Below are 23239 nucleotides of genomic sequence, written 5' to 3' on the forward strand. Positions count from 1 at the left end.
TGGAGTTCCTTCTTTGGATGCTTGAACTAAACCGTTTACCATAATACCGCTTTTGAGGTATTGGCGGATAAGATGTAAAACACGCTTATCTTTTACCTTTTCCTCGATGTAGTACATGAGTTTATCGTGGTTCACTGTGTCAAAATAAGCTTTCATATCCATATCTACAACGTATCTGTACCCTTGCTCGTAGTACGACTTCGCTTGTATGATAGCCTGGTGTGCACTACGCTTCGGACGAAACCCAAAGCTATTATCGGAGAACGTAGGGTCAAATATTGGTTGTAAGACTTGATTGATTGCTTGCTGAATCATCCGGTCGATAACAGTTGGAATCCCTAATTTTCTTACACCACCGTTAGGTTTTGGAATTTCAACCCGCAACACGGGTTGTGGGCTATAAGTTCCGTCATGTAATTTCGTTAGTAACTCTTCCCTGTGCTCCTTCAAGTGCGGGAGTAACTGGTCGTAAGTCATACCGTCTACGCCTGCGGCTCCCTTATTTCTGACAACTTGGAGGTAGGCTTGATTGAGATTATTCCTTGTAAGAATTCTCTCATACAGATTTACACCATTTTGATTGTTCAGTTCACCATGGAAATTACTATGCACTCCGTTATACTCTTCATGTTCCACATTATCTCTCTGACGGTAGCCAGGTTTCCCTGTTTTCTGCGGTTGTCGCAATTTCCACACCTCCTTGTATCCTCAAAATTATTATTGTTCAGTCCTTCACGTCCTGTCAGCGAACGCTACTATGACCTCGGCTGACTTCTTACGATTCATCCTCATGTCACCATGAAGATTGCACTGGTTCGTTATCACTTAACTTGCACTGTGCCCTCGTAAGACCTCCCCTGGTAAGAGTGAATACTTTCCTCCCATGTAACTGCTAGATTTACTGTATAGGTTTCGAGCAGTATTGGACTTCAGTTTGTCTTGCAACCTTATCCGACCTAATTCAGCCTTATATCTAGTTTCTGTTCGTCAGTTCAGGAGTTTGCGTCCGACTTCCTTCAGCCACTACCTCACGATAGCCACCTTGTCTTTCGCTAACAGTTCCTACTGCCAAGCCTGTAGTGGACTTTCACCACCGAGTATTCACCCATGCAGGGCGCACCAGGAAATAAGCCTCTATCTGATGATAGAGGCTTATTTTTTCTATAAGGCTGTTCTCTACACAAATCACTACAATTGAACGTACATGTAATTCAAGGCAAAATAACTAGGTACAAACTTTTATGCTTTCTTGAATTTATAATAAACACCCCACTATCAAACGATAGCGAGGCCAAAGGAGGTTGGTCACGCATTAAACTCATGGGGTAAGCGAAATGCGTTGTACTATAACGTATTCATGTTTATAAACAATGAACTGTACAAGAGCCTCTTATCAAAAAAACTAGTAAACCTAATTTTCCGACACCCTCCTAGATTTTTCGACACCTTCCTAGAACATGTCGAATTTAGATTTTTTCGACACCCTCCTAGAACATGTCGAATTTTTAAAAACACAAAACGGGACCAGATGCTATCCCCTGGCCTGCAAAAATTAGTCGCTATTTTTAGTGTTATCAAGTAATTTATCAATATCTATTCTGCGGATAGTAGGATTTAGTTCGTTTACTTTAAAATCCGTATAAGTAGTTTCTAGAAGTTGATCAATGTCAATATGTACTAATTCCATATAAACCACCTCATTTACTGTAAAGCGCTCTTGTAATAGAAGAATACGCGTTTCTACTTGCTACTAAACATTTCGAAACTGTAATTTACAGTATGGGGGTGGTTTATGGTTTTTTTAATTATTTAATCCATCTTCAATATGCACATACCTCTGTTAAAGTTATAATTCCATGCACCGTGAGTAGAGACACCCTTTTATATTTTTCTCTCCATCGTTGTTGAAACATCCTTGAATCCGAGCTTTTTATACATTTTATGAGCTGGATTACCACTAAATACGTTTAATTGCACCTTGTTATAGCCCTTATTTCGTAATGTCGCTAAGGCATATTTCATTAATTCAACACCATAACCCTTTTTTCTATGTTTAGATAGAATATATAGCTCCAAAATGATGCCAGTTGGTTGGTTTTTAAAAGGATCAACCGTTTCACCAACTAATATCCATCCACATAGATTCCTCTTTTCAAGTAATACAAAATAATAACTAGGACCAACAAAATGTGAATCCATATTAGGGACATCATCAGTTTGTTTTAAATATCCTACTGTAGCTTCTTCCTGTACGATTTTTGCATAGCTACGTATTATTGAAACTTCATTATTGGTTGGAACTCTTATTAACAAAAAGCATCTCTCCCCTGTGATATAGCCTATGGTTACTATATTCAACAGTTGAGAGCAATGTTAGTGTGAGTTTAAAAAGCGTTAGAAAGTTATTTTTCGACACCTACCTAGAAGATGTCGAATTTTTTAAGACATAATTTTTCGACACCCTCGTAGAAGGTGTCGAATTTTTTTGTTATTATATTGTTCTCAACTTGATTCGTGAGACAGAGTGGTTTGTGCCTTTTTCAAGGATGAGATTCGCTCTTGAACGAGTTGGTAAGATATTCAGTCTTAAGTTTTTACCGTTTATGTTTGTCCAAACATCGGTTGCGAATTTGACCGCTTCTTCATCGGTTAAATGGGCATAGCGATGGAAGTATGATTCTGGGTTTCTAAAAGCAGTATTGCGAAGGATTTTAAAGCGATCAATGTACCACTCTAATAAATTGCTTTCCTCTGCATCAACATATATCGAGAAGTCAAAAAAGTCTGAAACAAATAGTTGAGAGCTTGATTTAGTTAGTTTTGTTTTACTTGATTGAACTTGCAACACATTAATTCCTTCGACTATTACAATGTCTGGTTCTGTAACGTGTTGGTACTCATTTTTTATCACATCATACTCAAGGTGAGAATAGATAGGTGCTAGAACTTCAGTTTTACCTGTTTTTAAGTCCGCTAAAAATTGAATGAGACGTCCAGTGTCATAGCTTTCAGGAAAGCCTTTTCGATTCAAAATCCCTTTTTCTTCTAAAATCCTGTTAGGATATAAAAACCCATCGGTTGTGACTAACTCCACGCTTGAGTGTTCTGTGTAGGTAGATAATAAGTGCTGAAGCAATCGTGCAGTTGTGCTTTTTCCAACTGCTACACTTCCTGCTATCCCAATAATAAAAGGAACTTTACGTATACGATTGTTAAGGAATGATGTTGTAATTTGGCGGCGTTCCTTTGTAGCGATTGCATATAAATGCAACAAACGTGTTAATGGACGATATATTTGGGCAACCTCGGCTGTTGAGATTTGACGATTAATCCCTTGTAGTTCTTCAATTTCATTTTCTGTAAGTTTCGTGTTGGATGTTGTGTCAAAACTAGCCCACTCTTCGCGTTCAAATGTTGTATATGGTAATATATAGCTTGTTTCTGTTGGCATATTTACACCTTTCTGTCTTGTAAGCATTTTGTCGTTTCTCTATTTATTTCGAGATAACAACCATTATCCCTTTTAATTTTTTGAAAGATTTTTTTATTTTTGATGCTGACATTTGTGAAACAACCTTTTAAAGCTAAATATTAGCAGTTTTTTTCTTTTTATTATAGTATTCATCAAAGGACAACCTTTAGGAGGAAAAGTAATGAATAATTTAACAAATTGGTTTGAGAAAGGCTTAACTGTTCATAAATATATTTCTAGTATGAATGTCCATCAGGATAATCTTTTAAAAGTATATAATAATGTTAGTTTTAGTAATGAGGAAGTAGAATATTTACAAAACTTTCAGCAGCACCAATTAAGAGCTGTTATTTTAACTGCTGATTGGTGTGGTGATGCAATGGTTAATTTACCAATATTCATGAGAATAGCCAACGAAGCGTTAATTGAAACTCGCTATTTAATTCGCGATCAAAATTTAGAGCTCATGGATCAGTATTTAACGAATGGAACTGCACGCTCTATTCCAATCATCATTCTACTTAATAAGGACGGTGAAGAAATTGCTAAATGGGGACCTAGGGCACCTTTCGTTCAATCTTTAGTGGACAAGTTGAAACAAGAGCTTCCACCAAAAGAATCCCCTGAGCATGAACAAGCATTTAAACAATTTATTTCTATTCTTACCGAGAAATTTACAGCTGATGAATCCCTTTGGAAGGAAGTAAAACAAGATTTCATTCAATTATTAAAAGCTAGAAATTTTATGACTTACGTATAAAATTGTCTGCCTTAGCATAATATATAATCAAGGCCGTCCACCTCTATCAAAATCGCCTCGTTGCGGGACTAACCAGAACGGTATGTGGACGGCCCCAAATTTTTCTTCTTCTCAATTAACCTCTCTTCCCCTTAGCAACAACTCACCCATCTATTTCGTCTTTAAGAACAAAAGCGCAGGGCGCCCGGAGCTGGACACTACACTATAACTTTCTTATCTTTTAAAAAATCACCCCTTCTTATTGAAATATTGAAGTCTTAACTGGTAAAGTAGTAGGATGAGATAATTTTTTGGAGGTTTATACTATGTCTACTTGTAATCTTGATCATTCAGAAAATGATGTACTCAAGAAACTATTGAGTCAAAAGGACTTTTTACCAGATTCATTGTACGAAGCAATACAGTTATTTTTGGTAGATAAAGTAGACCAAACTGTACTTAATGAGTTGTTTCATTTATTAAAGAAGTACGATTTGGTTTCTAAAGATGAACAGCAAAAAAGAAATGAAGAAATTGCAAGGCTTATTATTTAAGAAGGTTATTTTTTGTACACAGACATTCTTGTGTCTGTATTTTCTTGTGTTATTGTAATATTTGTAATACATTTAAGTGTCTGGATGCTTTTAGAACTCAGAGAATATGGTTAAAACAACTGCTCCGGTACTCCCTATCCCTGTCTACATTCGATGAAGGAAAGATCAGAGAGTATTATACAACCACTAAAACAGGTTCCAAGGCTAGAAATAAAGCTTATGAATTATAAAGAAGGTGGCAAAATGAAAAAAAATTGTAGTTTTAAGTCTCTTATTGAAATTCTTCTTGTGTCTACTAGACTTGGTTTGACATCGTTTGGGGGACCAATAGCTCACCTAGGTTACTTCCATGATGAATACATCCGAAGAAGAAAATGGATGGATGAAAAAAGCTATGCCGACTTGGTTGCTTTATGTCAGTTCTTGCCAGGTCCAGCAAGTAGTCAAGTAGGTATTGGAATAGGAGTTATGAGAGCAGGAGTCCTGGGCGGAATTGTATCCTTTATTGGATTTACACTTCCTTCTGTCATAGCACTTATCTTGTTTGCCCTCATTCTTCAAGGATTTGAAGTAGGAAATGCTGGATGGATACACGGATTAAAAATAGTAGCGGTAGCCGTCGTTGCCCATGCAATTGTAGGTATGGCACAAAAACTTACTCCAGATTTAAAGAGAAAAGCACTGGCATTGTTTGCTTTAGTTGGTACACTTTTGTGGCAAACAGCATTTATTCAGGTTGGAGTGATATTAATTTCCGCGATCCTTGGATATTTTCTATATAAACAACATCCTGAAAGTGATGAAGCTAAAATACAGTTCCCAATTTCTCGTGGCTTTGCAGTCATATGCTTATCCTTATTTTTTGGTTTACTGATTCTTTTACCATTTTTAAGAGAGGTAACTTCTTTAAACTGGATCGCAATGTTTGATAGCTTTTATCGCTCAGGTTCTTTAGTGTTTGGTGGTGGACATGTCGTTTTACCTTTACTTGAAAAAGAATTCGTACCAACTGGATGGGTTAGCGAAGAAGCATTTTTAGCTGGTTACGGTGCTACACAAGCAGTACCAGGTCCTTTATTTACATTTGCCGCATATCTAGGAGCAGTTATAAATGGTTGGCAAGGTGGAATACTAGCAACTATTGCTATTTTCCTACCTGCTTTCTTACTTGTCTTTGGAACGCTACCTTTTTGGGATTCAATGCGTCGCAATCCTAACATAAAAGGAGCATTAATGGGCGTGAATGCGGCGGTTGTTGGAATTTTAATTTCTGCATTTTATCATCCTATTTTTACTGGATCCATCATAGCACCCATTGATTTTGCTTTAGCGGCACTATTATTTAGCATGCTCGTATATTGGAAATTACCTCCATGGATTGTTGTTGTAGCTGGCGCAATTGGAGGTTCATTAATATCATTACTATAACTCGAGATTGTTTTTAGGGTACCTGGTGGGTACCCTCTTTATTTATAATGTAACGTTTTTATTTTTAATAGTGTTTCATTATCATACACTTTCCGATTTGTTTCAAACCATTCCCTTATTTCTCCTAAATGTTTTGCCTAATGTAATAGTAAGTATGCGTTTATCCATAATGAGGAACGGCTGATGACTTATTTTTCAAAAAATAGGTGCCAGCCCAGTCCATCTGGCCACATTACCCATAGACTGTAATTGTATAACACAGATGGAGGTGTTACGAAATGAGTGGAGTAGGTTATGGTAGTGGATTTGCTTTAATCGTTGTGTTGTTCATTTTGTTAATTATAATCGGAACAGCATATGTGTAAAAAATAAGTGATTTTTAGTTATATTAGATTAAAAATGTAAAAGGAGTGTTTTGTCAATGCATATGTATCATGGATATGACTGTGGGGGCTATGGTTATGCAGCACCTGCAGCAGGTGCTGGTGTTGGAGGATTTGCTTTAATCGTTGTGTTGTTTATCCTTCTTATCATTGTTGGAGCTGCTTGGGCTTAATTTAATCAAGAGATCCCATCAAGAGAGAGTTGATGGGATTTTTTTGTTGTTTAGGAATTTATAAAATTGTAAGGTTGTGTATAACTTCGTGTCTCTGTCTATCTACATCTAGCTCCAGGCGCAATCGGACCTGAGGTCATTAGCCATTTCCTTTAAGAAGGAAAAACCACCTTCTTGAATAAACCGTCTTATGCTTGACTTGCATAGGATGTGCTGATGTCGATGTTCGCCACAGGACGTGGCGAGTTTTAATCGATGCGCCGATAAGCGGGCGCGCCTTGCGCTTTTGTTCTTTAGAATCCTTAGTGTAAACCTTAACGTTTCAATGCCGGAACGGCTCTTTAACCAGTTTTTCAAAAAATAGGTAAGTGCCTATCCGGACAACCGCCCTCTTCCATAGTCTATAGTAAGTAACACATTGGAGGTGGCATAAATGAGTCATGGATTACAAGGTGGCTTTGCGCTAATTGTAGTGTTATTCATTTTACTAATAATTGTTGGAGCATCATTTTAGATAAATTAAATTCATAAAACTAAAGGGGGTTTTTTTATTATGCATATGTATAATAAACCGTGTGGAATAGAAACAGGAGCTACTCCGGTAGGCTACGGATATGGAGCACCAGTAGTACCAGCTACAGGTGGTGGTGTTGGTGGATTTACGTTAATCGTCGTTTTATTTATTCTTCTGATCATCGTTGGTGCTAGTTGGGCATAACGTATAATTAACAACCCCCACCATTTTTTGTAGCGGGTTTACTTCAGAGGTGCAAACATTATAAAACACAAAGCAAAACGCGCTTGAATCCACAATATACTTAAGTTTCGCACCCCTAAAAACGGGGTTTACAAGCTATACTTCTAGACAAATTCCCAGACTACTATAAGGTTTTGCCCCGATTCCAATTTCGATCGTTAAGCAGCTTTATCGTCTCCAAATAACTGATTCCCCAAAAACGAGACATCAAATAGTTCCTTAATATGTACATATTCGGGAGAAGTCTTAAAGGCTTGAATATCAACAGTTCCCGATTCAGTCAGTGCAGTAATGACAACGTCCAAAAGCTCTTCAAACAAGTCCCATAATCGTTCAGCGATATTCTTTTCCACCAGCTGATCTTTAATTTCTTCAAACAATCCACCCAACGTTTCATAGTCATTCATCCTACGAAAATAGACTAAAAAGGTATACAAAATATAGGTTGTTGTGACGTGGGCAATTTGTGCATCAAAGTTCTGAGGCTGACATTTTCCTAATCGGAGCAATTGCTTCGTTTCTTTGAAAAAAACCTCAATCGACCAGCGCACGGAATAGACCTCCAACATTTTAAGGAAGGTCAATGATTCGTCTGTAGAAAGAAATAGTTTCCACTTCTTTTGGTAGGGAAATCGACAAAAATATAACTTCACCGTTTCGCCGATGCCTGCATACTCGACAGTCACTTCAAAGTAGCGTGTATTCCTTTTACGACAACGCTTTTCTTTCCCTGCCGCTTGTAGGGTTTTTAGTAGTTCTTTGCCGTTCAGTTCTTGTCCGTTGTACGTATACTTTCTGAAGTCCTTTTTCATTGCACAAATAACGTGCAATGCGCCATTCTTGATCCCTCTAACGGTGGAGATAAAGCCTTTACTCGAGAACCAGCTATCCACTAAAACATAGTTCGCCCGGAATCCGTGCTTCCCTGCTCTTTTAAGCATTGCGAGCGCACTGGTAATTTTGTCCATATCGCACTCCTTCTTACGTTTGGCTCCATTGGATCGGGGGTCTCTTTTTTTAGTGTATTGTTCTTTCCGCTGCTTTTGTTTAAGTGGTTTTTCTGCATGTAGGCTAGGGGAAAAACTTGTCCCATCAAACAACCCCAACGTTAAGTTCTTAAACCCTAGTGTACTTTTCTTTCGACCTACAACGTGATCATGAACATAGGAAATCTTTTCGATCTTTCGACCCGTACGAATATCAATCGTGTCATCCAAAATAAAGGCTGCCTTTTCGGCAACTTCCTTGTCCGGATTCACTAATTTTTGAAATTGTTTTGCGATAGTTAAAAGCAGATTGCGCCAAGGCATACACTCATTATTTTTCAGTCGATAAAGGGTATCTTTTTTCATCCCTGACACATTTTGATAACTGCTTTTGGACAGAGCGTTAGCACTGGTAATTAGCATGAGTGGAAGCAGCAACAATAACGTCATAATATCAGTGACAGAATACCCTTGTTACTTTTTAAATCCTACCTGGTGACAAAGGGATCGGAATTTGAATTTCTTCATCACATTTTGTATAATAGAATCAATAGAAAAACCATGTGACTGAAATACATTTTCGATTTCTTTTACATTTTTCTGCATGAAAACACGTCCTTTTTGGTTGGTTTGGTATCGTAACTTAATTATACCAAAAAGCCAGTGCTCATGCGGGTTTTTCTGGCCTCTTTGTCTCTTTCAAAGAGGCTTTTTTTATTGAATTATCAAGGTACGAAACTTAAGAATATAATTCACAGTGCGTTTTTTATTGATTTATCAATATTTTGGGGAATTTTAATTGCATACCGTTTCCCTAATTCACATAGGAAATCACAGGGTATGAAATAATTATTGGAAGGTGTGTGAAGTTTTTGTGATTTAGTACGTGGATTATAATTGAGTAACCAGTGATATTTAAAATAAGCGGAGATTTTCCGATTAAGCAAAGCAAAGTTACCCATTTTTACGCTTTTTGAGTCAATAGTCGGAATTTTTCCGTCTATTTAAGCTATTTTCGGTGCTATTTCCTAATTAAGCGAAATTTCTCCGCTTATTTATCAAACTCGCATTAGCATCTAATGGACTTGTACAACTTACGGGTGGTTTCGTGAAAAAAAGGAAATTTTAAAAATAGCTTAGAGATATTTGCATCTCTAAGCCATTTTTACTGTGAATTATACTGTGAAGTTTATGTGATCTGCTATTTGATTCGGTCTCCGATTTACCGTTTTGCACCTCACAAGTAAACCCGTTACATTTTTTGGTGGGGGTTGTTTTCAGTTAAAAAATCAAGCGAATAATTTTGCTCCATCTACTCGAAAGTGCAACACCTGCTGATGGTTTTATCCTCCAAAGAAGAGGTCTAATATGTTCGATGCTGTAGAAGCATTCTTATTATAAAACTCGGAATACCCACATTTTTTACAATAAATAACGACAAATTGATTATTTTGGATATCAAACATTTTGGATAATCCTGTACCTGTCATCGCTACCTCTTTCTGTCCAACATCAGTTCCCCCACATTTAATACAACCATTATTACTCATTACTTAACCCTCCATCTCTCTTATTTCCCCTCTACTATTAGTACGATTTTAAAGCAAAAATGTTTCACAACAAGAAAAGCGCAGGGCGCCCGCCTTTCGGCGACAAGCATAAGACAAGCCGGCTGGAAGGTTGTTCTTTGACCTTCCAGAGACGGCTTGGCTTATACCATAGAGCCGATGGCGCCCGGAGCTAGACACTAAAACTAGGTACAAACTTTTATATTTTCTTATCTTTTTAAAAATTGATTGTGCGTTTTCATCATTTTTAAGAAAAAAGGCTTTTGCCCCATGCACAATTGACTTATAACCCATAGGCTACAGTGTACATTTCAAATAAGTTATTAAATCTCGAAAGGAGAATGAAATAATGAATCAACATTTTTATGGAGGACAAATCAATCCCTACGGAGGTCAAATGCGAGACGGCGGACAAATTATTGATGAGCGCTTTGGAATTGGCCCAGTAGGCGCAGGACTTCTAGGCGTTGGTTTAGGTGCTTTAGGTAGTGGATTAGCAGCCCCTGGATATGGTGGATATGGTGGATATGGTGGATATGGTGGCTTCGGTCATGGCTATGGTGGATTCGGTACTCCTGGTTACGGAATTGGCTATGGTGGATTTGGCCATGGTGGCCATGGTGGATATGGTGGATATGGTGGATTTGGCCATGGCGGATTTGGCGGGCACGGAAGACCTAGACCTGGCCACGGCTATGGTTATGGCCATGGCGGATTTGGAAGATAACAAGTTAAAAATGAGGCAACAGGCGTACTGTCTGCTGCCTTTTACATACTATTTGATTACTTCTGTTCGTTCATATCTCGAATCTAAATAATCAACAATATGAATAAGATAGCCTTCAACTGTCTTAGGAGCAATATTTGCACCCCATTCTAGTTTTCCATGATGACAAAGAATCGCATGCTGTAGACGATGGATGTCTTCTAGTGCCATTTTACAGTTTTTCGTTTCAATTATTTTTGCAACAAGCATAACACCATAAGGAATATGGCCAATTAAAACACCTAGATCATCCATTTTAATCCCGCTAGGCTTGCGACCTTGAAGTATAGATGTATCAGCAGTTGGATAGAGAAGTGAAAATTCGTCCGTTCCTTTTCCGGCATGATGATATTCTAATAGTTTACCAACATCGTGATAAAAAATCGCACACATTAACATGGAATAATTCACTTGTTCATCGCGATGTTTAGCCATGCCATAAAACATTGTGTATAAATGGTCGATTGAATCCTTCCACACTAGGTTACGCGAATTATTACCAGGAGCTTCTGAATGCAGGTCCTTCCACAACTCTTGTTTGTACACTTTTTCAACCTGATTGATTAGCTTAATGACAGCTTTATAATGGTCAATTTCATGTTTGAGAATATATCGTGCAATCCTCATCAATCCAACTGTATGTTTTAGCAAACCACCTAAATAAGCATGATGATGACCCATTGCGGCAGGGCGAATACTAAATTCTCTCCAAAAGCGCTTCATTGCAGCTAAGGCAATTCTCCGAAATGGTTCTTCTAATTCATTTAAATAATGATATAGTTCAACTGTAAAATCCTCTAACGATTGTTGGGTACATGCAATTAAACTAAATGGATCGATGTCATTATTGGATGGATTTAAATCATTTATTGTAATTGATTTGAAGCCCTTGTATTCTTCAACCCTACCTGTGACTTCAAAAACACTATATTCCTCGAGTAATGGAGTGTAACGCTCAATTGCCCCATTATTGTCCCACATTTTCGCACTATACGTTCCCAGGTTATTGGAAAGCTTCATTTTAAAATATGGTTTAGGACTTGCTCCTTGTGTTCGCTCTACTGAAAATTCATTAAGTAAGAATGTAACTCTATCTACATTCGTACCATGTGATTGATTTTCAATTGAAAACCCTTCAGAACTTACCGAAAAATGAGGTACTGGATATTCTGTTAATATATTTTCTCTTCGCTGATCATTTTCTGAATCGTGTGTGGGGACTATCCCATAAAAATATTCCAAGGCCGACATATTTTCACTCCTACTTTGGTAAACTTTCTGTTTTCTGGTTTTAGTTTATTTCATTCTCCGAGTGCATATTTGAATATGGAAGCTCAATAACCTTTTATTTCATTTCGTTCCATATTTTTATCCTTGTCCCTATCGTAGAAGGGTTATCGTTTATTTGTCAACCATAGCCTTTAATACATATCGCTATATTTCAAAATATGGGTACATAATTCATTTTAATCAACCTATACTACCAATGATACTATAAAATGGAGATGATTATGATGGGTAGAGTCAAACGAGGAAATCCAAACGCACAGCGTAATAACAACGTAAAAAAAGGTAACAGAATTAGTGAAGAGCTTGTTGAATTTGCTGCTTATACAGATGTAAAAGCGGAAAAACAAAATACTAATAAAGAAAAATAAAGTGAAACATCAATCAGTGGGGCTTTTCCCTCCCCACTGAGTTGAACTTATAACGGTAGAAGTTCGTTCGCACCTGTCTTTGCCTACCGACCTTAAGGGACAGTTTCAATTTTGCAATAATACCTGTAAAAACACCGATTACAAAATAAAGTAGAACAAAAATGACAATTGATGTAGTGGATTCATATTTCATCCTAAATATAGTAAATAGTCCCATTATGCCGAAAGTAAGTACCTATAACAAAGACAGATAATAAACTCAGTGCAATAATCACTATCGCTTTGTCCTTAAATCTTAATTTATGAGACATTTCATTGCCCTCTATAGACATACATCGGATTATTTTTCCACCTTCAAAACGGTTTATAGAACACTCACTGCTCACACCTGCCAACTACTTCTAAAAAATGAGATAAAATCCTTGCAGTCAACCCCCAAATTACATAGTCTTCATAAAAATAAAAATACTCATCTAAATGGCGAGTTTGCCAGTCATAGTTTTGTCCCCCTTCAATTAATTCATAGGGGAAGTTAGGTTCTGGATTGATTTTAAAGTTTATTTTATATCGATCTGGTTTGGCTTTTTGAAAGTAGGTAATCGGGACTGTAAAAATTTCTGCTACCTCTGATTGGTTTGGCTTTATTTTATCAGGCTCAGAGATTACTCCAACATACGGATAAATGACAGAACCAAACGGTGATACCATATAGTCAAGTGGAAAAACATTTGTAATCAAGTCGTTTGATATCCCTAATTCCTCTGTTGTCTCTCGTATTGCTGTAAATTGCTCATTTTTATCATTCTTATCGATTTTCCCACCTGGAAAGCAAATCTCCCCGGGCTGTCTTCTTAAATGATGGGCTCTTACTTCAAATAGGATATGAAGATCATCGTCTTTTTGGAGCAAGGGTAAAAGGACCGAGAACTTGGAGAAGTTTTCACTTCCTAAAATATTTCTATCCCTGTTTTGTAATTGAGACATTATTTTTTCCAGGTCCATTTTTCCACCTCATTTCTAATTAATCATTACCGCTTTTTCTCCGACACTAAAAGCAGAACCGCCAACGTATACTGTATGTATATGCCCATTTAATTCCTGTAATGTGACAGTTATTTCTGAAGGCTTATTCATACAATAGCCTTGCTCAATAACAAAACTGGTGTCTGATTTTTTTAATTTTTTATGTTTGTGAAGATAACTTAGAAGGGCAGCATTTGCGGTACCGGTTGCACTTTCCTCCGGGATACCATATAAGGGTGCAAAGTTTCTACAATGAGCAGTAGATTGTGGATTCAATGTTTCTTGACAAAACGCATGGATACCAATCGTATCGTATTTTTTACTAATAGCTTTAACCTGCTCGAAATCTGGTTCTAATCGCAGAAGTGTCGTTAAATTCTTAATCGGAACAATGATGTCCGGTAGACCTGTTGACACCACCTCAGTTGGTAAATCACCTAAAGAAGCTAATGGAATGGAGAGAGCATTTGCTACATCCTCCTTTACAACTTCTTGACAAAAGGTCGGTAATTTTTGCTGTAAAAAAATCGTACTTTCTTCTACTCTTACCTCAAGTTTGCCTGCTTTTGTTTCTAGTTTATACATACCCCTTACAACAAAACCTTTTTGCTGGAGACAATAAAAGGCAGCAATTGTTGCATGTCCACATAAATCAACTTCTCCTTTTGGTGTGAAAAAGCGGACTCTAAATTCGTCTTCTGAAGAAGGTAGCACGAACGCAGTTTCAGAAAACCCCAATATGCTTGCTATATGTTGCATCTGATCGGCTGTTAAAGTTTCTTCAAATAAAACTACACCTGCTAAGTTGCCACCCTTATTATTTTTTGAAAACGCAGAGATTTCAAAACACTTTATTTTCCTCATACGGACTCCATTCTTTAGTGAAAACTGCGATGTAATGTAGAATTTCGCTTGTCTCCTTTGTAATCTCCTAGAAACCGTCAAATAAGTTACCAATTGTTCTTCCTAATAATCGGATTAGTAACCAAAGGATACGAAATGGAAGAAAAATTAGGTCTGGTATAAAAAACAAGATATCAGATGACAGATCCCCAAAGTTGAATTTTCCACTTTGCTTTTTCTAAAGCACGCTTCTCTTTCCTCTTATTCGATAAGAACATATAGCTTTAAACCTCTAATAGGTATTCTTATGATTTTTCCTAGCACCTATGCCCATTTTACTACTAAATTTAGAAAATTCTAATAAAAATAATTGGACAACTCTCTTTTATTATAACTACATTTCGAATGTTATAATACGAATTGTTTTTTTGCGAGGTGAAAATAAATGTTGCTAAATTCTATTTGTATATCAATTCTAAATGACCTATATAAAAAGCATATTAATCCGAAATGGAAACCATCTATTGATAATTATGGACTTATAGAAACATTGCAAACTCCCAAGGTACAAGAGACCATGTCTTATATTTATGAGTTAGAAAAATTAGGGTTGGTTCAATTTGAAAGAACACCATGCCAGCAGTGTGATACTATTCATCCTCTTTTTAAAAATAGCTGTATTGCAATTTGGTGGGAAGAAATTAGGATTACTTATAAAGGTATTGAGTTATTAAAATAGATGATTGGTTTGTTATGACTAAAAGAGCAGAATATGGTAATAAATGTTACACAGGATCAAAAGGTTGACCTATTAATTAATCAACCTTTCAATCGCTTTTTTTATTTCTATAATCGTAATTCAATAGGTTGTAAGTTTTTGAAATGGAAAATATCTGAACATAACCTGCCCTACAATATTTTCTACAGGTACTGGTCCTATTTCTCTACTATCACTACTATAGTTTCGATTATCTCCCATGACAAAGACATGATTTTTTGGGACTACAATGGAATCAAATTGGGGATTCATCTCTTCCTTTATATAATCCTCCACAACTAAAACACCGTTACGGTATAACTGCTGGCCTTGAAACTCTAATAAGTCTCCTTCAATTCCTATTACTCTTTTAATCCAAAGATTTCTTTCATAGTTCTTCTGCTGCGTGATAATTCCAACAATGGGGCTTTCTGTAAAATCATCCTTAATAGTTCGTTCTCTATCAATTCGACTGTCAATTATCACCATATCACCACGCTCAGGTTCATTACCTAAAGTATAAGAGCTTTTAAAAATCAACAAGCGGTCTCCTACTTTTGCTTCGTCAAATTGATCTTCACCCTGTAGGGTTGGTTCCATTGAACTACCACTAACTTTAAATGGCTGAAATAAAAACACGTTTATAATAATGGAAACAAGCATAGCCAAAATAATCGTTTTTGTCCAAACAAATACTTCATTTAGTAGCTTACCAGTCATTTAAAAATCACCCTTTACATTAAATCAGTTACAAATCATACCTTGATTATAATTTTTGAAGAATTAAACAAATCGTGAGCTTTTTTACATTTATACGGTTTTAATAAGGTTAAAATGTAAAATAACCCTCATCACTACTTTAAAAGAGGTAACCAAACAAGTAAAGGAGAAATTATGATAAGAAACCGGGGCAGAGCGCCCGCTCCGGAGACCTAACTTTGTTATCGTTTCAAAATTATAGTTGATCATACAGACTTTCCCCATTTATAACCCAATGTTCATTTAAGCTTTCCCGCTCTAATAAAAAATGAATTGTCTTGACCTCTTTCCCTTTTCCCTTTCTATACATTTTCAATTTAACAGATACCTCGAGAAATAGTAAAGATTCTAGCTCCTGATTGGATAGTTCTTCAGTGAGAGTAGCATTTACTTGTTCAATGTCTTCGATTCTTTGTTGAAGTTTTTTAAAGCTTTCCACTGAAACCGTAAGTCCAAGTATCCTTGGGTCATTCTGATTAATTCCCTCAGTAAAAATATGAATCAATTCATAAGGATTAGCCTGATGAACGTATTTTTCAAGTTGGCCAGCCGCTTTTACTATCATAAGCTTGTGTGCTCGGTTTGCATTTTTCGATTTATGGGTTGTACTATCTAAAAAATGAACACAAAAGTGACCTGGAAAGCTATTACGCAACGCCCCTGCACCATGTGGCATTCCATGCATCGAGGCCGCAATCATATTATCTTCTGAAAGTACAATGATGGCCCTTCTTTTCCAGCTCCACTTGTCATCATATATTTTCTTCATAATCATAGTATCTTTTCTTGTTAATGGCTGTACATCCGCGTGACTTTGACCCGCTCTTCGTTGTACCTGAAACTGCATACCTGTTTCAATATCTATAATCGTAAATATCGTTTTTCTTGGAATCAGTTTATCAACAATCTCCCAAGGCAGGATCTCAAGCGTAAAGCTTATTGGATTATCTTGTTTTACAACTTCAATTGCTTGGGTTAAGTCACTATTCGAAAATAAAACTAAGCAACTCAGCAGCACAATTACTATTTTTCGTAACATTAGCTATTACCTCTTTGTTTTTTACTTATTTTTCGATAAAAAGGACAATTCATGATTTGAAAATAGTGGAAACTGTTAACCACTAACATGAAAATTGATCTTCCTTCTAATACTAAGTTTGGAGGTGTTAAAAATTTATGAGAATATTATGGTTTGCTACCTTATTAGTTTTTGTTCAACCAATTAATGCTGAGGAAAATCTGAAAATAACACATGAAGGTGAGATTATATCTTCAGTAAATAGGGCCGAGTTTACAATACCTCTACTTGGTGTTCCAGTTTTGAATGATCATACATACAATCAGTTTATTGATGATCTTGACCATCAACTTTATGAAAAACCTATAAATGCAACAATTAATGTTAAGGAAGAGATAGTTCAAGAGCAGGTAGGCTACAAATTAAATCGTTTAAAATTCAACAATTTATTTTATAACTACTTATTTAATAATGGTTCTTCCACAATTGAAGCACCTTTGGAATACATTTATCCAAGGGTCGATAGTGAATTACTTGTTTCAATTCGCACAAAGAAGATTGGCCAGTATGTCACCTACTTCAACTCGTCAAACAAGCAACGTTCTCATAATATATCACTTGCTACAGCAGCAATTAACAACCATGTAGTGTTCCCAGGCGAAACTTTCTCATTTAATAAGGTCGTTGGTAAAAGAACTGCAGAAAAAGGCTATTTACCTGCCCCAATCATTATTAAAGGTGAATTATCTGAAGGCATTGGGGGCGGAATTTGTCAAGTTTCCTCAACATTATTTAATGCTATCGATCACGCTGGTGCTGCTATCGTAAAGCGGTACTCCCATAGTAAAAAGGTACCATACGTTCCTCCTGGACGGGATGCAACCGTCAGCTGGTATGGGCCCGATTTTCAATTTAAAAACATTTATAACCAACCAATTTTAATTCGAGCAAACACATATGGTGGAAGTGTTGTTATTTCAATTTATTCATCGGACGTTGTTAACAATACCAGTTTTCGATTTTCTAATAATCCTATCGCTTGGATCCGTAGTGGGAGCAGATAATGCCGTAATATAGGTCATATCAATACAGCTGTTGCTATTGTCGGAATCGCAGTGTTACAGTGGTTGTTTGCAAAGTGGACGATAAAAAAACGATGATTTAGACGGTTAATCACCTTTTAACCGACAATAGTAATTCTGGTTAGGTAATGATTGATTTAAAGAGTTTAATTAGTTTATTTGTGAACTCTTGAAAGTCAAACGAGCTACTGTTTGCTTGGTTAAACCATTTTCTCACAGTCTCAATGATCCATAATGGGATAACCTTTCTGTCAATAAGATGGTAATATTCAACATAACCCTTTTTTAAATATTCCCAGCGTCTGTCATCTCCAGGTTTGAGATATTCCGATATATCAAGTAACTTAGCTCGACCTTCATGTAGCAAAATATTTTTCAAATGAATATCCCTTGGATTCAAACCTTTTGAAAACGCATATGTTCTAGCCGCTTCTATATCTACCAAAACTTGGGGTGGAATGTGAATGCCAGTTAAAAGACAATCATATAAGGTAACCCCAGGTTCAAAGCTTAAAACGAGATAATTACTTCCTGTTCCATAAAAGATAGGAAAAAACTCTGCATTCCCTAGCTTTTCATATACCTCTTGCTCAACTTTCATTTTACTCAATTTATCATCTGCAAATACTTTAAAGGCAAAGCTTGGTTCTGCTATATGTTGAAAGACAGCAGCGTCTGTTCCGATACCTAAACATCTCAATTGTTCAGAATGCCGAGTGACACTAATCAGATCATTGTCCTTTGTTGATTTAATTTTAACTTTACGTAACGCATCATCAGCAACCATCCACTTGTTCTCCATCCGGATCACAATCCTTTGGTGTGTATTATTTCATTGTATTCTTCCTATAACTACAATATGTTTTTAAAGAGACTCCCAAGAAGCTAATTTCTACTGTTTGTACTTTTTTTATTGTAGCATAGAAACACATTTGTATTTCGAAAAAGAACCAAAGATGCGTTTTTCCACTTTATTAGTCATCGTATCCTTTATGAAACCAATCGGATTAGTTGCTCCATCTCATACAGGTGTTCGGGGTATACCACGATATTTATAGCAAGTATAAAAAGAAACACAAGGATGTATACCCGAATAAACCTAGGACGAATGAGGTGTTTGAACCGTTCTAAGTAGTGGTTCCAACTCCCTACAAGCCCGGCAATTGGAAAGGTAAAAAGTAGAGAAAATAAGATAATGTTGTTCATCCACACAGTGCGAATTTCAGAAATCTTGTACTGCATCTTCCATAGTGTTTTTACGTTTTCATCCGTAATAGAAAAAGTGTATTGCTCTTTTGTAAATCCGAACAAATTTGTTTCATTAATTGTCAAAACGTTATCATTAAGCTGAGTTTTATATCCATTAGGATAGAAATCAAAGGTATCAACAAACAAAAACATGATGACTATTATTAAAACATAGATTGAACTAAAGATTGATACATGCGTAAACGCACTCACTTTTTTATCTTCCATTATACCCCAACTTCCTAAAAGTAGGTTAAGGGAAATCTCAATTGTATTGTATTATTTTATTCTTTAATAGGTTGTTCCCATATCAACATTTCTTCTATCACTCATTATTGTCACGGCATTTGAGATATATTCTAAAAAAGGTAAATCACTTTGTTCCTTTTTAGAACTGGCTTATGCCATTGTACCGATTGCGACTTCGAGTTAGGCACCAAATACTGCACAAATTTTTTAAAACAATCTTTTTAAAATTAGGCATATACCCTTACCAATACACCACAACTTCCATAGGATAAAGTATATAACACAAATGGAGGTGTTATTTAAATGAGTACTGTAGGTTATGGTGGTGGATTTGCACTTATCGTAGTGCTTTTCATCTTGTTAATTATCGTTGGCGCAGCTTGGTTATAATATAATGAAACTAAAAAAGAATTCTATCCCTTCAGATAGAATTCTTTTTTTGTGAACCTTTTTCATCCTTCTTGCTTATTTTCACTGACAAATAAAGAAGGATGATGAATATGTTAAAAAGGAATTTTTGTTTTTTTTGGATTTTAAGATTAGTTGGATCCACAGCCTTTATTCCATATCAATATTCAATGCTCCAAAACTAGGTAATTTTTATTGTTAAAAATAAGTGGTACCACCTAGTTTAGGTAGCACCTCTTTTTCGTCTAACGTTTGTAAACACTTGAACTTACAATAAGCCCCAGCAATAGTCCAAATAATGGAGAGTTATTGGCACTTAGTAGTGGAATCGCTAAAAATTCAGGTAACGGAAATAAATAGAAGTGCAAAGTCGTATAATTCATTAAATAAAGGCAAGGGATGCCTAAGCCTAGTAAATATAAATACTGTACGGCCCATTTTCCTTGTTTATTTTTTTGACTTAAAAATTGAAATAAACCTAATACCACTCCGGCTGGAAAATATAAGAGGCCAACAAATAAGATAGAAGGATAGGACCTATATGTTTCCATCTGTATGAGGCTTAATTGATGGTGTATAACTGCGGCTAGTAAAAGAAGCATGAAGAAAGATAGAATTACAACTATCGTACTTTTTCTAGATAGCTCCATTTGCTATTTAACCTCTCCTTTTAGCTTACCTTTTTAGTTTTAAGATTTCATTCCTCCAGAAAACTAATTCGTTTTTACATTGAGTAAAATAAGGGTGTAGATATTCGATCCTTGTAATGGCATTCTCCGTCATTTACTCGATTAAGTTTTCCTGTTAAATGAGGTACTTCCGGGTATGGTATTTAGGAATTCTCATAAGTGTCTTAAAGTGTAATGATAATCGGTTCTTTTTTTGTAACGATAATGGTATGTTCAATCTGGGCAACAAAGCTTTTTTCTTTTGGAACATATGTCCAGCCATCTTCTAATTGAACAATGTGCTCAGAGTTTGTTGAAATAAATGGTTCAAAAGCAAGAACTGTCCCATCTTGTAACAATTCATTGTCCCAAGGGTCAAAATAATTTAGGATATGGTTAGGAGGCTCATGTAATGCACGGCCAACACCATGACCTGTTAAATCTTTAATAACAGTAAACCCATTTAGTTTAGCCACGTTATGAACTGCTTTTCCAATTCCATTTAATTTTGAACCAGCTTTACACTTTTTCACACCAACATCAAACGCCTTTTTTGCTACTTCACATATTTTATGAAGCTCACTATTCCCATTTCCAACTACAAAAGAAAGACCTGTATCTGCGAAATAACCATTTTTCGATCCAGAGACATCAATGTTGACCAAATCTCCATCTTTTATCACACGAGATCCAGGAATGCCATGAGCGATTTCTTCATTTACACTAATACATGTATAACCAGGAAAGTCATATTCTCCTTTTGGTCCAGAAATAGCATCGAATTTCTCAAATAGAACTTTTGCATGCTCATCTAATTCTTTCGTTGTAACTCCAGGCTTTGTTCTTTCAATCATTTCATCGCGAATCGTTGCAACAATCTTCCCAATTTCTTTCAGTGCTTGTAATTCTTGTTCATTTTTTACAATCATATTCTCTTTCCTCTCTTTTTATCTATCTATTACTATAACCTATCCAACTCCCTTTTTACATTAACATGTTCCGAAAATGTAAGAAATCACTTCCTACATTAGTCTTACGAAACGACTATTGAAAGGGTTCCAATATCACAAAAAATCCTCTATACAAAATATAGAGGATTTTTTATTAGTTTGAATTGTTCCTGTTTAGGCAGTAAGACCCCTCCACATAATTTCGAGAAAATTCGAGGAAGATTATGTGTGGGATACTGCCCCTAAAGGTCCGACGACGCACAGGACGTGCAAGTAAGTCGTTGTGCACAGAACCTGCACTCTACTAGCGTTATAAGTTCAATTAACAATCAGTGGTGCTTGAAGAAAATCCCTACTGATTGAAGTTTCACTTTATCAAATTTATGCTGTACTTGGTTTAGAATCAATGCACCTATTGCTTGAATGATGGTTTTTACAATAACCTGGCCGAGTATAGCAAAGGGAATCGCTTCCCATGGTAAGAAGTTCGCACCAAGTGGACTTAATCCGATCACTACGAAAACGACTGAATCTAAAAATCCACCTACTAAACCACTGTAAAATACTCTCCAGCCCATTGGCAGTTTTAAGCGTGTATAAATTTCAGTATCAGTTGTTTCCGCAATCGCAAAGGAAAGGGCCGATGCCAATACGATTATTAGTGTATCTCCTAAAAAGTAAGAAACTAGTCCTGATAAAATTAAGGCCGCTCCAATAAACATATACGTCTTTTTACGACCATATTTATTTTGAACAAGGTCGCGGAAGATAAAAGTAGCACCAATTAACAAGGTACCCATTGGAACGATAAATGCACCAATATGCAACGGAGCAAATGCAGCCGTACTAACGTTCGCTGCAATTATTGAAACTAAATACAAAAATATTCTCATTTTCTTTCCTCCAAATAAAGAAAACAGTACACCAAAAGGAGTACTGTTTCCTCTTAGTTTTTTTGAGAGGGTAGCTAATAACCTCTACCGCAAAAGCGGATTTTTAATTTTATTAATTGTATCATAAAAAACACCAATAGGACGTTTTCAAAATATTTTATCTATTAGTACAAACTTGCTTAAGCCCTATGGATTCATCAAAAAGAAGCGTACACCCTTTGGAATGTGGATGACTGCATTATTACGGAGTCTTTTATCAAAATCTTCTAGTATGTTTTCCAATTCTTCTCGTATTATAAAATCTTCAGTCGTCTCAGGCTCTATTTGATGAAACCATTCTCTTAATACTTTTCCCGTTTCTACTTCTGATTTGCGACCGTCCAGGTCATAAGAATTTGAATTCATATTTTTATAACCTATATATTTTCCTGGTCCAAACAAATGTAAATCCGGGATATAGTACCAATGTTTAAATTGAGATAAGTGGTGGACAATGTCTAAATCATCCCGTAAATCTTTATTAAACTGTTTTATATTAATTAATACATCTTTATAATCACTTACTAAGTTATCTGTTACAGACATGCGCTTCCTCCACTAGAACGAATATGTTAACTTATAATCTATTTTAACAAGAAATGAGAATTTTCTCTATGTAAAAGATTGTTACTATAAAAAACAAAGCGATGCACCTCGATTTTGTTTGCATCTATGATGTTGAAATGCAAAAATGCGGGGAAATCAAGAAGTCTATCGATCTCTCATTACAGTACGCTGTTAGGGGTCATCACAGGGTAATTAGGTATCATAGTTTTAGAATCACTAGCATTAATCTCCTAAAATGAAAAGGTCCACTG

Annotated in this window: 29 protein-coding genes and 1 pseudogene; 12 read left to right on the top strand and 18 right to left on the bottom strand. The window is 36.1% G+C overall.

Features of this window, described 5'->3' with window-relative positions:
- From PY093_RS16045 to coaA, 4 genes are all read right to left on the bottom strand, one after another.
- Positions 1-687, bottom strand: a 687-nt coding sequence (locus PY093_RS16045; protein ID WP_275643805.1) for a reverse transcriptase domain-containing protein, incomplete at its 3' end; no start/stop codon positions are given.
- Positions 688-1552: 865 nt separating this feature from the next.
- Positions 1553-1687 carry a hypothetical protein gene (locus tag PY093_RS16050; protein ID WP_275646864.1) on the bottom strand — a complete coding sequence of 45 codons (135 nt, stop codon included), beginning with the start codon at positions 1685-1687 and terminating at the stop codon, positions 1553-1555.
- 194 nt (positions 1688-1881) lie between these two features.
- Positions 1882-2313, bottom strand: a complete 432-nt coding sequence (locus PY093_RS16055) for a GNAT family N-acetyltransferase (RefSeq protein ID WP_275646865.1) — start codon at positions 2311-2313, stop codon at positions 1882-1884.
- A 178-nt stretch (positions 2314-2491) separates the two neighbouring features.
- Positions 2492-3478 (bottom strand): type I pantothenate kinase, encoded by a 987-nt coding sequence (coaA, locus tag PY093_RS16060; protein ID WP_275646866.1) that lies wholly within the window; start codon positions 3476-3478, stop codon positions 2492-2494.
- A gap of 175 nt (positions 3479-3653) precedes the next feature.
- On the opposite strand from coaA, the gene PY093_RS16065 reads away from it, so the two are divergent.
- The 7 genes from PY093_RS16065 to PY093_RS16095 all read left to right on the top strand — a co-directional run bounded on the left by PY093_RS16065 (position 3654) and on the right by PY093_RS16095 (position 7467).
- Complete coding sequence (locus PY093_RS16065) at positions 3654-4232, top strand: thioredoxin family protein (protein WP_275646867.1); 579 nt, start codon at positions 3654-3656, stop codon at positions 4230-4232.
- 305 nt (positions 4233-4537) lie between these two features.
- Positions 4538-4765, top strand: coding sequence for a hypothetical protein (locus PY093_RS16070; protein WP_275646868.1), 228 nt, complete (start codon positions 4538-4540; stop codon positions 4763-4765).
- A gap of 243 nt (positions 4766-5008) precedes the next feature.
- The gene (locus PY093_RS16075) at positions 5009-6193 is read left to right on the top strand and encodes a chromate transporter (RefSeq protein WP_275646869.1); all 1185 of its coding nucleotides are present in this window, start codon (positions 5009-5011) and stop codon (positions 6191-6193) included.
- 278 nt (positions 6194-6471) lie between these two features.
- Positions 6472-6558 (top strand): YjcZ family sporulation protein, encoded by an 87-nt coding sequence (locus tag PY093_RS16080; protein ID WP_275646911.1) that lies wholly within the window; start codon positions 6472-6474, stop codon positions 6556-6558.
- A 62-nt stretch (positions 6559-6620) separates the two neighbouring features.
- Complete coding sequence (locus PY093_RS16085) at positions 6621-6749, top strand: YjcZ family sporulation protein (protein ID WP_275646912.1); 129 nt, start codon at positions 6621-6623, stop codon at positions 6747-6749.
- Between the two features lie 433 nt (positions 6750-7182).
- Positions 7183-7263, top strand: a complete 81-nt coding sequence (locus PY093_RS16090; protein WP_275646913.1) for a YjcZ family sporulation protein — start codon at positions 7183-7185, stop codon at positions 7261-7263.
- Positions 7264-7302: 39 nt separating this feature from the next.
- The gene (locus PY093_RS16095; protein WP_481769311.1) at positions 7303-7467 is read left to right on the top strand and encodes a YjcZ family sporulation protein; all 165 of its coding nucleotides are present in this window, start codon (positions 7303-7305) and stop codon (positions 7465-7467) included.
- 197 nt (positions 7468-7664) lie between these two features.
- On the opposite strand, the pseudogene PY093_RS16100 reads toward PY093_RS16095, so the two are convergent.
- Positions 7665-9098, bottom strand: a pseudogene (locus PY093_RS16100) (IS4 family transposase).
- 737 nt (positions 9099-9835) lie between these two features.
- A complete protein-coding gene (locus PY093_RS16105) occupies positions 9836-10042 on the bottom strand; it encodes a zinc ribbon domain-containing protein (protein ID WP_275646871.1) in 207 nt (68 codons plus the stop codon).
- 367 nt (positions 10043-10409) lie between these two features.
- Here PY093_RS16105 and PY093_RS16110 point away from each other — a divergent pair, with 367 nt between their 5' ends.
- Entirely contained in the window at positions 10410-10787 is a 378-nt protein-coding gene (locus tag PY093_RS16110) for a hypothetical protein (RefSeq protein WP_275646872.1), read from the top strand.
- 48 nt (positions 10788-10835) lie between these two features.
- Here PY093_RS16110 and PY093_RS16115 read toward each other — a convergent pair whose 3' ends face one another.
- On the bottom strand, positions 10836-12077 hold the full coding sequence (locus tag PY093_RS16115) for an HD domain-containing protein (RefSeq protein WP_275646873.1): 1242 nt from the start codon (positions 12075-12077) through the stop codon (positions 10836-10838).
- 263 nt (positions 12078-12340) lie between these two features.
- Here PY093_RS16115 and PY093_RS16120 point away from each other — a divergent pair, with 263 nt between their 5' ends.
- Positions 12341-12484 carry a hypothetical protein gene (locus PY093_RS16120; protein ID WP_275646874.1) on the top strand — a complete coding sequence of 48 codons (144 nt, stop codon included), beginning with the start codon at positions 12341-12343 and terminating at the stop codon, positions 12482-12484.
- Between the two features lie 13 nt (positions 12485-12497).
- On the opposite strand, the gene PY093_RS21465 is transcribed toward PY093_RS16120, so the two are convergent.
- The 3 genes from PY093_RS21465 to PY093_RS16130 form a co-directional block, all read right to left on the bottom strand.
- Entirely contained in the window at positions 12498-12704 is a 207-nt protein-coding gene (locus PY093_RS21465; RefSeq protein ID WP_481769312.1) for a YrvL family regulatory protein, read from the bottom strand.
- 155 nt (positions 12705-12859) lie between these two features.
- On the bottom strand, positions 12860-13486 hold the full coding sequence (locus PY093_RS16125) for an NUDIX hydrolase (protein WP_275646875.1): 627 nt from the start codon (positions 13484-13486) through the stop codon (positions 12860-12862).
- A 15-nt stretch (positions 13487-13501) separates the two neighbouring features.
- On the bottom strand, positions 13502-14371 hold the full coding sequence (locus PY093_RS16130) for a PhzF family phenazine biosynthesis protein (protein ID WP_275646876.1): 870 nt from the start codon (positions 14369-14371) through the stop codon (positions 13502-13504).
- Between the two features lie 424 nt (positions 14372-14795).
- Between PY093_RS16130 and PY093_RS16135 the strand changes: the two genes are divergently transcribed.
- On the top strand, positions 14796-15089 hold the full coding sequence (locus tag PY093_RS16135) for a hypothetical protein (protein ID WP_275646877.1): 294 nt from the start codon (positions 14796-14798) through the stop codon (positions 15087-15089).
- Positions 15090-15209: 120 nt separating this feature from the next.
- On the opposite strand, the gene lepB is transcribed toward PY093_RS16135, so the two are convergent.
- Both lepB and PY093_RS16145 read right to left on the bottom strand, forming a co-directional pair.
- A complete protein-coding gene (gene lepB / locus PY093_RS16140) occupies positions 15210-15827 on the bottom strand; it encodes a signal peptidase I (protein WP_275646878.1) in 618 nt (205 codons plus the stop codon).
- A 235-nt stretch (positions 15828-16062) separates the two neighbouring features.
- The gene (locus tag PY093_RS16145; protein ID WP_275646879.1) at positions 16063-16905 is read right to left on the bottom strand and encodes a hypothetical protein; all 843 of its coding nucleotides are present in this window, start codon (positions 16903-16905) and stop codon (positions 16063-16065) included.
- 137 nt (positions 16906-17042) lie between these two features.
- Here PY093_RS16145 and PY093_RS16150 point away from each other — a divergent pair, with 137 nt between their 5' ends.
- Positions 17043-17948, top strand: a complete 906-nt coding sequence (locus PY093_RS16150; protein WP_275646880.1) for a VanW family protein — start codon at positions 17043-17045, stop codon at positions 17946-17948.
- Between the two features lie 139 nt (positions 17949-18087).
- On the opposite strand, the gene PY093_RS16155 is transcribed toward PY093_RS16150, so the two are convergent.
- Together PY093_RS16155 and PY093_RS16160 are read right to left on the bottom strand one after the other, a co-directional pair.
- Positions 18088-18768 carry a protein kinase family protein gene (locus PY093_RS16155; RefSeq protein ID WP_275646881.1) on the bottom strand — a complete coding sequence of 227 codons (681 nt, stop codon included), beginning with the start codon at positions 18766-18768 and terminating at the stop codon, positions 18088-18090.
- A gap of 188 nt (positions 18769-18956) precedes the next feature.
- Positions 18957-19442 carry a hypothetical protein gene (locus PY093_RS16160; RefSeq protein WP_275646882.1) on the bottom strand — a complete coding sequence of 162 codons (486 nt, stop codon included), beginning with the start codon at positions 19440-19442 and terminating at the stop codon, positions 18957-18959.
- Positions 19443-19766: 324 nt separating this feature from the next.
- Between PY093_RS16160 and PY093_RS16165 the strand changes: the two genes are divergently transcribed.
- The gene (locus PY093_RS16165; RefSeq protein ID WP_275646915.1) at positions 19767-19853 is read left to right on the top strand and encodes a YjcZ family sporulation protein; all 87 of its coding nucleotides are present in this window, start codon (positions 19767-19769) and stop codon (positions 19851-19853) included.
- 263 nt (positions 19854-20116) lie between these two features.
- Here PY093_RS16165 and PY093_RS16170 read toward each other — a convergent pair whose 3' ends face one another.
- From PY093_RS16170 to PY093_RS16185, 4 genes are all read right to left on the bottom strand, one after another.
- The gene (locus PY093_RS16170; protein ID WP_275646883.1) at positions 20117-20521 is read right to left on the bottom strand and encodes a hypothetical protein; all 405 of its coding nucleotides are present in this window, start codon (positions 20519-20521) and stop codon (positions 20117-20119) included.
- A gap of 203 nt (positions 20522-20724) precedes the next feature.
- Complete coding sequence (map, locus tag PY093_RS16175) at positions 20725-21468, bottom strand: type I methionyl aminopeptidase (protein WP_275646884.1); 744 nt, start codon at positions 21466-21468, stop codon at positions 20725-20727.
- Between the two features lie 350 nt (positions 21469-21818).
- Positions 21819-22382 carry a VUT family protein gene (locus PY093_RS16180; RefSeq protein ID WP_275646885.1) on the bottom strand — a complete coding sequence of 188 codons (564 nt, stop codon included), beginning with the start codon at positions 22380-22382 and terminating at the stop codon, positions 21819-21821.
- Positions 22383-22568: 186 nt separating this feature from the next.
- Complete coding sequence (locus PY093_RS16185) at positions 22569-22967, bottom strand: hypothetical protein (protein ID WP_275646886.1); 399 nt, start codon at positions 22965-22967, stop codon at positions 22569-22571.
- Between the last annotated feature and the right edge of the window lie 272 nt (positions 22968-23239).

Source organism: Cytobacillus sp. S13-E01 (assembly GCF_029193815.1).
In the GTDB taxonomy this organism is placed as follows: domain Bacteria; phylum Bacillota; class Bacilli; order Bacillales; family Bacillaceae_L; genus Bacillus_BV.